The sequence below is a fragment of the Candidatus Zixiibacteriota bacterium genome (genome assembly GCA_019038695.1).
In the GTDB taxonomy this organism is placed as follows: Bacteria; Zixibacteria; MSB-5A5; order GN15; family FEB-12; genus B120-G9.
In genome coordinates, this window is sequence record JAHOYZ010000012.1 from 30,227 (window position 1) to 42,491 (window position 12,265).

A 12,265-nucleotide genomic window follows, 5' to 3' on the forward strand; every position below is an offset into this window, starting at 1 on the left:
GGTGATGGTTGCGTATATGCAACCTCAATCAGTCAGGGTTGGAGATTCCCAGTTTCTTCATTTTACGCCAGAGCGTCGTTTTGTGCATTCCAAGTTCTTCGGCTGTTTGTTTCCTATTCCAGTTGTTTCTCTTGAGTGCCTCGGTTATGAATGCTGCCTCAATATCATCCATAGAGCTTATTTTTGCTGAAGCCCTTTCATCTCTATGGCTGATTTTGTCGGGCAGATCGTCAATCTCAATAGTAGTCCCTCGACAGAGAACAAAGGCACGTTCGATGATATTCTCAAGCTCTCTGATATTGCCTGGATAATTATGACTTACCAGAGCAGCCAGGGCGTCGGGCGAGATGTCCGTGATGAGCTTTTTCCTGAGGTTGCTGAGACGCCGGATGAAATGATTAGTCAACATTGGAATATCTTCTTTGCGTTTCCGGAGCGGTGGCAAGGTGATGAGAATTACGTTGATGCGATAGAACAAATCTTCTCTGAACTCTCCTGATTGGACAAGGTTCTCGAGGTTCTTGTTGGATGCGGCAACAATGCGAACATCCGCCGGAACTGATTCTGTAGCACCCAGCGGCTCATAGGTTCTTTCCTGAATAACTCGCAACAAACGCACCTGCAAGGCTGGGGAAACATCAGCAATTTCGTCGAGGAATATGGTTCCGGTTTCGGCTTTTGCAAAGCGTCCCGGCTTATCTCGACGGGCATCGGTGAAGGCTCCCGCTTTGTAGCCAAAGAGCTCCGATTCGAGAAGGGTATCTGGTATTGCACCGCAGTTGACAGCAACGAATGGATTGTCTTTTCGAAGTGATAAATCATGCAGGGCACGGGCAATCAGTTCTTTGCCGGTACCGGTTTCGCCTTCGATAAGCACTGTGCTATCACTCTCGGCGATGCTTGGCAGGACATCAAAGATCCGAAGCATTTCGCTGTTCTTGCTGATAATATCATGGAAGGAGTATTTCTTCTCCAGTTCCAGCCGGAGTTCCTCAATTGTGCTCAAGTCGCGGAACGTTTCAACACCTCCAATGATGTCCCCGTTTTTGTTCTTCAGGACCGCTGCTGAAATACTGATTGGGACTCTGTTTCCTTCAGCATCGATAATGAAGGCAGTTCGGTTGATTACGGGTTTCCCGGATTCGAGGGTCTCTTTGAGTGCACAGCTTGTTTCGCAAATCGAAGCATGAAATACGTCGCTGCACCGTTGACCAATAGCCTCCTCCTTCAGAATACCGGTAATTTCCTCAGCCGCCCGATTGAAAGAAGTTATCAGCCACTCGCGATCAATCGTGAAAACACCATCGGCGATTGAGTCGAGAATTATCTTGGTGGTATCTATACTTGTATTTGCCATATCCTTCAATCCCAAGAAGCTTTCAACCCATAATATGGCCTACGTTGCAATTATGCAACTATTACTAACACTCGCATTTGGTCGATTGGCTTGAGTGGAAAGGAATTGTTAAGATGAACCTCCAACCGTATCTTGTGCTTGATGTAAAACGGATCTGCCCAAAACCATATTTAGAGTCTTCATTTCCGCTCTTGCTTTCAATCGCGATGTATTTGTAAGGCATAACCAGATTTCAGAGAATGGGCTGGCCAGTCCTGTCAGGACCCCGTTCGGACACTACCCATAATCGACAAATGCACGAATTCCATCAATCATAATTGGTCGGGGTGCAATACTCAGTCGATCATCCCGAAAAAAAAAGGGCCTGCTTGACTTTCGTTATGGTTTTCATAACTTGTTTGGTCATAAGAAACGAGTATGATGGAGGACCACATTCTCGTAGACAAACTATCTATGGACCAATGGCCTGTAGGTATTAGTTTGTGACTGCGGAATTACTCGTTTTGCTGTCGGAGAGGTGGCTGAGCGGTTGAAAGCGCTGGTCTCGAAAACCAGTGTACCCTTTGGGTACCCAGGGTTCGAATCCCTGCCTCTCCGCTTTATCCATGTTTGCGGGGTCCATCTGGCTGCAGATCATCTGTCGAAAGCTGTGGACAAGCTGCCGTTTGGGTAGGGCACGGTGACCTTCAGGCTCATAACCCGAAGGTCAGGGATTCAAATCCCCCCCCGCTACCATAATTCATTACATCGCAATTAGTTATGCGTTCCCATGGGAAAATGGTCTGTAAAGGTTCTAGCACGAAGGTCAAAATGATAGTATCTATTATTATCTAATGGTGTTTCTAGTTCGGTGATTTTTTACTTTGTGACCTTCGGGTTCTATCTGTTTCACAGATACGAACCGTTCATCCGGCGGACGCGAAGGCCACTGCCTGTGTGCATTACACAAGTTTGAAGACATAGTATCCTCTTAGTTTGGATTGCAAGAGAACAATTTTATATATGCTGGTATTAGTTTAGGTTGAATGTGGAAGAAATCAATTGCCTTTAAAGGATTATTGGTTCTCAATTGAAGATTATCAATGAGAACTAGCAATCAATAGTAAAATGCTAACTACAAAAAGAGTTTTCTGATTAAAGTATTATCGTTTATTAATTCTTCCGAATTTCCACAAAATGCTTTTTTACCAAGTTTTAAAGAATATACGCGATCAGAAATCTCAAGTATATCTTTTACTTTTTGTTCTACTATGATTATGCTTAAAGAATGACCTTTCATGATTTCTTGAATTTTATCAAGTATAAGATTTGCATAATTAGGGGCAAGACCCAAAGTAGGTTCATCAAGCATTAACAATTTCGGTTCCGGGATAAGGACGCGAGCCAAAGATAGCATTTGTTGTTCCCCTCCGGAAAGCGACCCGGCGATTTGCGATAATCGCTCCTTTAGAGGAGGAAATACATCCAGAATATATTCAAAACGATTACATAAAGCACGTTTGGATAACTGAAAACCACCTACTTCAATATTTTCTTTAACAGTTAAATCCTGGAATACGCGACCTCCCTGTGGAGCAAATGTAATTCCACGCATTACATTTGCATAAGGTACAGAATTATTGATTAACATTCCCTGAAAGCGTATTTCGCCTTTCCAAATTGGAATCAAACCACAAATTGCTTTAAGAAGAGTTGATTTTCCAGCACCGTTGGGGCCGATTATGGATACGATCTCATTATCTAGAATTTCAAAATCTAATCCATAAATAACTTGTTTAATTCCGTATCCAGTATCTAAAGCATCAATTTTCAGCATTTATCAAACTCTGTTTAAATATGCTTTTAAGACTTCTGGATTATTACGAACTTCATTAGGTGTTCCTTCGCAGATTACTTTACCAGCATCCATAAAAACAACTCGATCACATATTTGAATGATTGCATCTATATTATGTTCAATTACAATTACCGATTTGCCTTCGGTCGGTAGTTGTAGAATTATATCCAAAATATTATTTGTAAGATTTTTAGCAACGCCTGAGATAGGTTCATCCAATAGTAATAGATTACCATTTGCCGCAAGACAAGAGATAAGGGTCAAAAGTTTTTGCTGCCCATATGAAAGCTCATCGGCAATTTCATCAATTGTTTTGTCAAGCCCAGCTTTTTCCAACAATCGTGTTACCTCCTGCCGAAAAGAATGTTCTTGTTTTCTAATACTACTCCATTTGGTAAACAATTTTATTAAGCTATTGCCAAGTCTATTTTTAAAAGCCATGGAGACATTATCAACTATACTTAACCTACGGATTAGTCGCAAATCTTGAAAGGTTCTTGTAATTCCTGCTTTCGCTATATTTTGTGATGGAGTGCCTACAATACTTTTCTTAAGATAATTAATCTCTCCGCTGTCCGGTAAAATGAAACCACTAATTAGATTAAAAAGAGTCGTTTTACCAGAACCATTTGGGCCGATTAAACCAACGATTTCTGAACTTTTCACTGATAATGATATATTATTAATGGCATTTATACCATTAAAGCTTTTACTAACATTATGCATTGACAGGATTTCTTCGTTCATTCCAATTTCCCAGTTTTTGCAAAAATATTCTCACCCAAAATCCCTTTCGGCCTGTAAACTAAAAATAGAATAATAGCAACTCCCAGTAAAATCTGCCTTAAGTTTGCTACTATGGAATTAGGCAATCCAATAAACCGAAAAATCTCTGGAAATAACACCATTACGAGTGCGCCCAATATTGGGCTCCAAAAATTACCCGCACCTCCAATAATTATAATTGCTAAAATATATACAGACTCCATAAATGTAAAAGCCGGAGGTGACACAAATCCCACGTAATAAGCATAAAGAGCACCTGCCAAGGACGCAAAAGAACTTCCTACTATAAATACAGAGATCTTATATTTATTAACATTTATCCCGAATGAGCGTAAGAGTAACTCGTCCTCACGGATACCCTTCAATACCTTTCCATATGGTGATAAACAGATTCTTCGCATTATTGCCAATGAAATTATACAGACCACAAAAATAACAACAAAATAGGAGAATGTAGAATATAGATTTACAAAACCAAATGAAAGGTTCTGTATTTCTGTTATGCCCATAGGGCCACCCGTAACTGATATCCAATTATTGAAAATATTGTAGATAATAATGTGAAGCATAAATGTGGCAATTGCAAAATAGTCATCCCTAATTCGTAATGTTGGTATGGCAACAACAACACATACTATTATGCAAAAGAGAACAGCAATCAATATATTTAATGCCGCAGGCATATTAGTACTAGTTGATAATATTGCTATTACATATGCACCAATTCCGAAATATCCTGCATGTGCGAGAGTAATTAATCCAGCATAGCCTGTTATTAAATTCAGAGAAACACCAAGAATCAAATAGATGCAATACAAAATCAATATGTGAATTACATATTCCATTCTACCTACCTATACCGCCGCTTTCTTACTTTTCTTACCAAACAAACCATTTGGTCTTAATATAAGAATCACTAAGAAGACTGCGAAAATAATAGTATCCTGCCACTGAGGTCCAATTTTCCAAACACCGAAATGTTGGATAATTCCAAACAATGAAGCTGCAATCGCAATTCCATGTAATCTATTCGATCCGCTTACAATGACAATAACAACGCCTATAAGCATTGGTTGTAGTCCCATCCAGGGGACCAAATCAGTATCTAAGCCAAGAAGTACTCCGGATAGTCCGCCAATAGCAGACCCAATGGCAAAAGTAACAAGCATTATCTTATGTGAACTAATTCCGGAAATCTCGGCAAGCTCAATATCACAAGAGACAGCCTTAATAGCTTTACCATACTTAGTATAGCTCAGGAAAACCGAGATAAATAAATACGTTATACAAGTCAAAGCAATGATGATTAATTGTAATGTTGTGATGTGTGCTCCTAAAATGCTATGACCCGTGGAAACATTACTCTCTCGTATCACTAATATGTCATTTCCAAAAACAATTGATACTAGATTCTGTAGAATTATAAAAGCACCCAGGGATACTAAAAGCAAAATCAAGGGAGACGTCTTTTTAGCGATCATTCGCCTATATAATAGGTAGTATAATAATACACCTAATACCGCACTCAAAAATACAGCCACAATGCCTGATGCAACAAGTGGAAATCCAAAATATTCTTTAATCAAATAAGTAAAATATGCCCCGGATGAAATTATAATGCAATGCGCGAAATTAAAAAAGCGAGTAGTATTATAAATTAAACCAAACCCTATTGCCACCAATATCCATATGGCAATACTATTAAGGCTATTCATTAATACTTGTTCAAACAATTACGACTCCTCAGATTTAATCATTCGGTTACTTATATACCCCATACTTGAATGAGGGCCGGGGCTAAGGCAATCTAATCTATTTGCCACTTTTCGAAGAACATCTAGTCCCTGGGTAGGAGAATTGCCAAGCTCAGGGCAGAAATGTTTTACCCAATACCATTGCAGTTTTTCTGTCGGAAGTTCATCTAATTCCATAATCCAGTTTTCTTTAGAACAAAGTAGTGAATAGTTAGGTGCCCCGGGCATAATAACGACAATAGCAGTATTTATTCTTTCAAGAATACGCATTTCACTTAGTTCTTCAGCAAACCTGATATTTTTTCCCAATGAGTCTAATGTCTCACCAGCACACCCAAGCATAAATGCGGCCTGTAATTTGAAGTCGAAATCCTTACATATATTTGCTGCCTTTTTATGAGATTTTAGAGTTGAACCAAGACCATTATATTTTTGAATTTTGTCATCAGCAGAATCAAATCCTATAAAAATATTTTTGCCACCCACTTTTTGCAGTTTTATTGCCAAATCCTCTGTCATATGACTGCTTTGAACGTAAAAGGTCCATTCTATTCTGTAATTACTCAACAGTTCATTACAATGCAGAGCACTATATAAATCATCAAGCATTTGCTTATGATAACCTACGTTGTCACCATAGCATTTCAATAATATTCTGGAACCAAAAGGAATATTGTGATAGCTAATCAAATACTTAATATCATTTACAATGTCAGTGCCGCTACGCGAATACGAATTGTCATTTAATGAACAAAAACTACACCAGCCTGATATGCAACTATTATTACCATGGCGACGTTTCATGATATTTTGATACTTGCATCCAAAATGAGTAAAAACTACAAACGCTGTATCGATATCTGAGTTAATGTTTTTATTGAATATGTGAGTATAATCGCTAATGTCTGTGTTTAATAATGAAAAATCAAATGGTACAAATGCATCATATTCCCATTGATGTAAAGAAACGGGATTATGGATAGGTGTTCCGTTATCAGATATCCAACTAAGATTTGGAATCTCTTCAAAACCACTATTTCTTTGGATTGCTTTGATTAATTCTCCAAAAGGTATTTCACCCTTTCCACGTATAACATAGTCAATAAGGCCATTTCTCTTTAGCAATATTTGATTTGCCAGATGTGTAGCGTGAGGACCACCAAGCACAACAATGCTATTATTGTTTTTGGCCTTTTGAGCAATCTCTAAAACATTTGAATAATTGAGTGTACTGCTTGCAGCAATTCCCACAATCTCAGCGGAAGGTACATAATCCTGATCATGATGAAGGTCTATAATCCTAATATTTGATTCAGGAAATAATTTCTTGAGAAAAGTCCCAATTGAAAGTATTCCACAGGGATAATATGCGCCATCATTTGCACCATGTCCAAAATTAGCAGGAACGGATACTAGATCAACTTGTATACTTGTCATATATGCTTTCTACTTCTTTGGGATTTGGTCCTGACCCAATCATTATGGCCTTTGATGATATTATTTCCACAATTGGAATCCCTCCTAACCAAATTCTAATAGGCCCCGATTCTGAACACGTTATTGCAAGAGTATCTTCGCATAACATCGATATGGTGGATGCTTTTCTATGTCTAGTTCCAAAAGACAGTAATTTCGAGGGTTCTAAATTCGAAATTGTATTCATTTCAACTTTATCCATAAAACCGGGTAATTCTAATTTATCGTAATAGTGCGATAATTGGGGTAATATATTGGGATTGAAGTTGGTGTTAATTTCATTCCATTGAATTTTATAAGCATCATTCACGTCCGGCTTAGTTGGATGAATTAGTGGTTGCGTATTACTAGGGGGTTGTGTAAAACATCCTGTGCTTATTCCACAAGTACTATCTGGTTCAGTATCGCCATTTTTATATAGCGGGCAACATATAATAGTCTCGCCATCAAGACCCGACATATCAGCATATTTACTACAAAAATCATTTGAAAGAAAAGTAGGCAAATTGGGGACTACTTTCCAACTAGTTCCTAACCTCGTTATTTGTATGTTATCGGGGTTTTCAAATTTACCTGCCTTCCTCAATAACCATAATGTGGAATCTTCCTTTTGATGCGTTGGACCTAAGAATACTAAACATCCGCGATTTAACCTGCATACCTCTGCAATCCCGGCACAAAGATTTATTAATTGGTTATTTTCAATATTATTAAATGTGACTAAGTAATGGGAAAAATAGCTTAGGCTAACAAACTCAGTTTTCATATGGCATAAACAAGTATACAATAATGATGCGACTACGCTCCAATCATTCCATGTTTTTTTTCGTAGTTGTATTTTACTAAAATCTTCAGTCGAAGAAATCTTTGGTGCCGTTGATACTTTTATTTTTTCGCCATCCTCCAAAGTGTATCCAAAATATAAGGCATGCTCTTTGCCCGCTTCAAAACCAGACCTTAAACATCCGGGATAGTGGATATTTCGGTCATCCAGATCTTCAAAAAGCTCAATTGCAGACTGTGACATATAAATTATGCTTCTGGGCTTAATTATAACTTCACTAATGTCATTACCTGAATTGATTAATTCCCACTCAAATTGGATATAAATATTAGGCCTGGATAAGAGAAATGCATTGGATAGAATGATTGGCTTAATCTTTTTGAAGAAATATTCCAATTGATTTGATGTTATTATTGAAGGAAAATCGTCTTGTTTAAACTCATATAGTATTTTTAAGTTGGATGGTCCAGCCGGTATGGTATCTATTCCCTCTGTAATTAATGCGCGTAAAGACAGTGGTTTACCCTCATGATCAGAACCAATTAACTCATTCCCCAAATGCATAAAAAACGAATTAGACACATTTATTATGTTATTTTTCCAGGCACCCAATTTATTTTCAAATTCATCTTGATTAATATCGAGCGATTCTATTTTATTCGCTAATATTTTATGGAATTGAGTGGTCCACTCGTCCGCAATTTTAATTAAGTTTTCCATTTTAGGAGAATCAAGATTTGCACCGCAGTGACAGGCAACAGTGGTACTTGCAGTAACATTTAACATACTCCAAATTTTGTTTTCAAACTCAATCCTCTTGGTTACCCATCTCTGACCCCAGATCTTAGAGGCTATGACTGCGAGCTGAACCTTTCTTGCCCAACCATCCTTTGCATCAAACTTACTTGTACCGGATAAAACTTCATTTCTTAGATATAGCTCGCTAAACTCATCAAACTGGATATCCTCAACATTTTCAATGAAATTCATACGGTTTTCTGTTATTATCTCCCTAAAACGTCCTTCATACTTGGATTCGAATTCATCTACAAATAGATGTGAAAGCAATGCCGTACTAATATCTAGGTACGAAACAAGTTCTTTCTGGGTATTTGTTTCGTTCGAGTATAATGGAATTTTAAATTCGACAGGATCAGCATTTGGGGTAGGGCCATGTAATGTATCTGATGTAGTATCTACATGTATATTGTATACATTACTGTTTTCTATTATATAATGATTAATGCTTGCATTTCGTCCCAATAACTTTATATATCTTTTGTGAGCCCTTCCTAAATTATCAGGGTCTGTTTCAATACCTTTCTGTTTGAGATTATCAAAAACAGATAACTGATCTTGGTTTGTAGGATAAATGACTTTAGAAATACGACCATTAGAAATATACGGCGACCAGAGATTTAATGCAAACGATGCAGGACCACTATTATAATTACTACTACTTAATATATATTCCATCTGCGTAAATTCATCCAAACACAGATTTATAAGCTGGGATGCATACAAATAATAAGGATTAGTCAGCATATTAATTATCCCCCATCCTCACAAATACTCCTTCTGTGATAATGACAAGGTCTACAGGTTTTACAACGTCACCATAAGAATCAAATGTTGTTATTCCTCCAACACCATTATATTGCTGTACTGAGTATAAAGCATCCTTGATTTTATCCGAAGTTTCTGCCCCGCTTGTAAGAATACCTGCTATGATCTTAACGGCATCATAAGAGTTTGCGGCGATCCAATCTGGAGCAGACCCGTATTTATTAGTATAGGCTTCTACAAACCCCTTAACGTTTATTTCATCCGATTCAATATTAAATGGTGCAGTTGCACAGATCATACCTTCGGCTGCTTCTTTTGATATTTCAAGTAATTTCTTACTGACAGCTCCGGCACTAGCAAAATACTGGGGCGCATACCCCACCTCGCGGGATTGCTTCAATATCATGCCCATTTCAGTATCATGACCAGCAAGATATACCGCCTTTGCATTTGATTCTCGCAATTGCTCTATTTCCGCACGAAAATCAGTCTTGTTTTCATTATACCCGACGATTTTGGCAACCTTGCCATTCAGGTCCTCAATCGCTTTCTTAAAGCTATCACGATACGAAATACCATTTGCTGCATTTGCATGCAATATAGCTACTTCTTTGAAATTGTATTGTTCTATACACGCTTTGGCTATTATCTCTGCTTGGAGAGTAGCGCTTTCTCTATTTCTGAATATGTAATCTCCCGCTTCTCTTATTTTGGTGCTTCCTGCGCCAGGGGTAAAAATAATTGTTTTTGTTTTATTGGCAAAAGGTGCACAAGTTAATACCTCATCGCTAAGGACCATACCTATGACCACATTTACCCTATCTATAGAAACTAGCTTGCGTAAAGCTGTCAATGCACCGCTACCCGATGATTCTGAATCTTCAATAATCAATTCAATAGGCTTATCTTTAAAATTTTCTGTGGCGTTCAACTGGTCTGTGGCGAGTTGTATTCCTCGCAGAGATCGTTCACCATATGTTGCCCCACGGTCTGTTAGTGACAATATGATCCCTACTTTATAAGAATCAGATTTATCGCTTGAACAACCCAACATTAAACAGGTTGACAAAATAATTACTGTTAATGTAATCCAAGTACTTTTCATAATTCCAAATCTCCATTTATTATTAATTACTACCTTTTGTGTTCCTCAATTAATTCATCAATTCGTCGCATAGCCAATGGAGAGGGCCGCCCTCGGTTATTTTCCCAACGATTTACAGTTGAAAATGTGACACCGATCTTAAAGGCGAATTGCTCTTGGGTTAGGTTGAGTCTTTTTCTTAATTTTTTTATTTTTTGAGGTATATTTTTGGAAACCATAAAGATATAAACTCCTGAAAGCAGCCACCAATTAGATTGGCAAAGCCATTAACGCATATTATATAGCATATGATATAAATACAAAATGCAATGTCAATATTTATTGTATCATTATACTGGGCAATAAGTCAGAGGGTGTTTCTAGTAAACCGAAAAACCATTATAAATTTGTTGTGCATGAATCAAACATTTACTTTGGGTTTTTGAGGGTTTCCACGTTTTTTCCCTTTAAGTAATCATTGGCCAATAATTCTGTCAAAAAATCAATAAACGATTCCATGCGTTCTTTAGGAATTGGCGGAAGATCAACGTCAATTATTACTTCCTTTTTCATCATAGAATTTCTCCTTCAAAAATAGCCAAATAGTAATGTATATGAGTATGAAGTCCATGTTAACATACACCTCTTTCTAACAATTTTCTAACAAAACGAGCAAGAACAACAGATAACAAGAAGAAACACCAGACACTGAGTTTCCCGTAAGTAATTGCTATTACTACAGGATAGTGTCTGGTGCTTTCTGTTGTTCGGACTATCGAACAGGCTCATAACCCGAAGGTCAGAGGTTCAAATCCTCTCCCCGCCACCATAAATAGCTACATCATAACAAGTTACACGTTTAACAAGACGAGGATCTGTCAGGGTTTTGACCCGAAGGTCAATTGATCATTTTCATCCATTACTCATTGATCTAAACAACTAATCATCAGGGGGCTCGGTTACTTCGTGATTTTGAACAATTAACTCTGAAGAGCAGTTATCTAACCGTTTTCTAACAATAAATCCCAGCATTAGATTCAAAGATGTGAAGACTCAGCAGTTTTCATCTGAGGTATTGCAGGGATCATCCCCAGTCTCATCATCGAGTCAACTCTTTACCGATATCCGACGATACTGTATATTGACTCATTGTCATGGGGTTGTGGAGATGGAACCTATTAGAGGATTTGGTGTTGAAGCAATAATGGCTGAAAAAGATTGCAAAACAATACTATTTCGTTTTGTTGCAGCGCTGACTCTGGTCTTACTTTTGGTAGCACCACTCCTACCTGCCCCTACGGGAGCACAGGTGTCTGCCTGTGATGATTGTGACGACTGTGACGATCATGACGATGGTGACGGTGAATCAGTTTGTGGATGTATTGGCTGCCTGCCGGTTACAGTAGCTTGTGTCTCAGATTTCTCTGAGGACAGCTATACTCTGGATGCCATCACTTATTCCATAATCAATCCTTTCATCGACATTGAGTGTGAGTTCTTCGATCGCGTGGATAGACCACCCCAGACACTCCTCTAATAGTTTCTTATAGCCGACTAGTTTTTTGCATCTAGTTTCGGAAGCGCAACATAGCTATAATTCTGACTCATTCAAGGGTCTAAG

At 38.1% G+C, this 12,265-nt stretch carries 11 protein-coding genes and 1 tRNA gene; 2 read left to right on the plus strand and 10 right to left on the minus strand.

Annotated elements, in window-relative coordinates:
• Nucleotides 1-28: 28 nt before the first annotated feature.
• Nucleotides 29-1,357 carry a sigma 54-interacting transcriptional regulator gene (locus KOO62_05415; GenBank protein MBU8933428.1) on the minus strand — a complete coding sequence of 443 codons (1,329 nt, stop codon included), beginning with the start codon at nt 1,355-1,357 and terminating at the stop codon, nt 29-31.
• A gap of 511 nt (nt 1,358-1,868) precedes the next feature.
• On the opposite strand from KOO62_05415, the gene KOO62_05420 reads away from it, so the two are divergent.
• Nucleotides 1,869-1,954 (plus strand) — tRNA-Ser (locus tag KOO62_05420).
• Between the two features lie 517 nt (nt 1,955-2,471).
• Here KOO62_05420 and KOO62_05425 read toward each other — a convergent pair.
• From KOO62_05425 to KOO62_05465, 9 genes are all read right to left on the minus strand, one after another.
• Nucleotides 2,472-3,173: an ABC transporter ATP-binding protein gene (locus tag KOO62_05425; protein MBU8933429.1), complete on the minus strand. Its 702-nt coding sequence runs from the start codon at nt 3,171-3,173 to the stop codon at nt 2,472-2,474.
• 3 nt (nt 3,174-3,176) lie between these two features.
• Nucleotides 3,177-3,941, minus strand: a complete 765-nt coding sequence (locus KOO62_05430) for an ABC transporter ATP-binding protein (protein ID MBU8933430.1) — start codon at nt 3,939-3,941, stop codon at nt 3,177-3,179.
• On the minus strand, nt 3,938-4,825 hold the full coding sequence (locus tag KOO62_05435) for a branched-chain amino acid ABC transporter permease (GenBank protein MBU8933431.1): 888 nt from the start codon (nt 4,823-4,825) through the stop codon (nt 3,938-3,940). The genes KOO62_05430 and KOO62_05435 overlap by 4 nt, the downstream gene beginning before the upstream one ends.
• A gap of 9 nt (nt 4,826-4,834) precedes the next feature.
• Entirely contained in the window at nt 4,835-5,713 is an 879-nt protein-coding gene (locus KOO62_05440) for a branched-chain amino acid ABC transporter permease (GenBank protein ID MBU8933432.1), read from the minus strand.
• Nucleotides 5,714-7,171, minus strand: coding sequence for a B12-binding domain-containing radical SAM protein (locus KOO62_05445; GenBank protein ID MBU8933433.1), 1,458 nt, complete (start codon nt 7,169-7,171; stop codon nt 5,714-5,716).
• On the minus strand, nt 7,152-9,539 hold the full coding sequence (locus tag KOO62_05450; GenBank protein ID MBU8933434.1) for a hypothetical protein: 2,388 nt from the start codon (nt 9,537-9,539) through the stop codon (nt 7,152-7,154). Before KOO62_05450 ends, KOO62_05445 begins: the two co-directional genes overlap by 20 nt.
• 1 nt (nt 9,540) lies before the next feature.
• Entirely contained in the window at nt 9,541-10,665 is a 1,125-nt protein-coding gene (locus KOO62_05455) for an ABC transporter substrate-binding protein (protein MBU8933435.1), read from the minus strand.
• Between the two features lie 29 nt (nt 10,666-10,694).
• A complete protein-coding gene (locus KOO62_05460; protein ID MBU8933436.1) occupies nt 10,695-10,883 on the minus strand; it encodes a helix-turn-helix domain-containing protein in 189 nt (62 codons plus the stop codon).
• A 190-nt stretch (nt 10,884-11,073) separates the two neighbouring features.
• Nucleotides 11,074-11,220 carry a hypothetical protein gene (locus tag KOO62_05465; GenBank protein ID MBU8933437.1) on the minus strand — a complete coding sequence of 49 codons (147 nt, stop codon included), beginning with the start codon at nt 11,218-11,220 and terminating at the stop codon, nt 11,074-11,076.
• A 592-nt stretch (nt 11,221-11,812) separates the two neighbouring features.
• Here KOO62_05465 and KOO62_05470 point away from each other — a divergent pair.
• On the plus strand, nt 11,813-12,181 hold the full coding sequence (locus KOO62_05470) for a hypothetical protein (protein ID MBU8933438.1): 369 nt from the start codon (nt 11,813-11,815) through the stop codon (nt 12,179-12,181).
• Nucleotides 12,182-12,265: the final 84 nt, after the last annotated feature.

Excerpts from the sequence above, each read along its gene's own strand:
- KOO62_05415 (MBU8933428.1), bottom strand. The coding sequence starts at position 1,357 with ATGGCAAATACAAGTATAGATACCACCAAGATAATTCTCGACTCAATC.
- KOO62_05425 (MBU8933429.1), bottom strand. The coding sequence starts at position 3,173 with ATGCTGAAAATTGATGCTTTAGATACTGGATACGGAATTAAACAAGTT.
- KOO62_05430 (MBU8933430.1), bottom strand. The coding sequence starts at position 3,941 with ATGAACGAAGAAATCCTGTCAATGCATAATGTTAGTAAAAGCTTTAAT.
- KOO62_05435 (MBU8933431.1), bottom strand. The coding sequence starts at position 4,825 with ATGGAATATGTAATTCACATATTGATTTTGTATTGCATCTATTTGATT.
- KOO62_05445 (MBU8933433.1), bottom strand. The coding sequence starts at position 7,171 with ATGACAAGTATACAAGTTGATCTAGTATCCGTTCCTGCTAATTTTGGA.
- KOO62_05450 (MBU8933434.1), bottom strand. The coding sequence starts at position 9,539 with ATGCTGACTAATCCTTATTATTTGTATGCATCCCAGCTTATAAATCTG.
- KOO62_05455 (MBU8933435.1), bottom strand. The coding sequence starts at position 10,665 with ATGAAAAGTACTTGGATTACATTAACAGTAATTATTTTGTCAACCTGT.
- KOO62_05460 (MBU8933436.1), bottom strand. The coding sequence starts at position 10,883 with ATGGTTTCCAAAAATATACCTCAAAAAATAAAAAAATTAAGAAAAAGA.
- KOO62_05465 (MBU8933437.1), bottom strand. The coding sequence starts at position 11,220 with ATGATGAAAAAGGAAGTAATAATTGACGTTGATCTTCCGCCAATTCCT.
- KOO62_05470 (MBU8933438.1), top strand. The coding sequence starts at position 11,813 with ATGGAACCTATTAGAGGATTTGGTGTTGAAGCAATAATGGCTGAAAAA.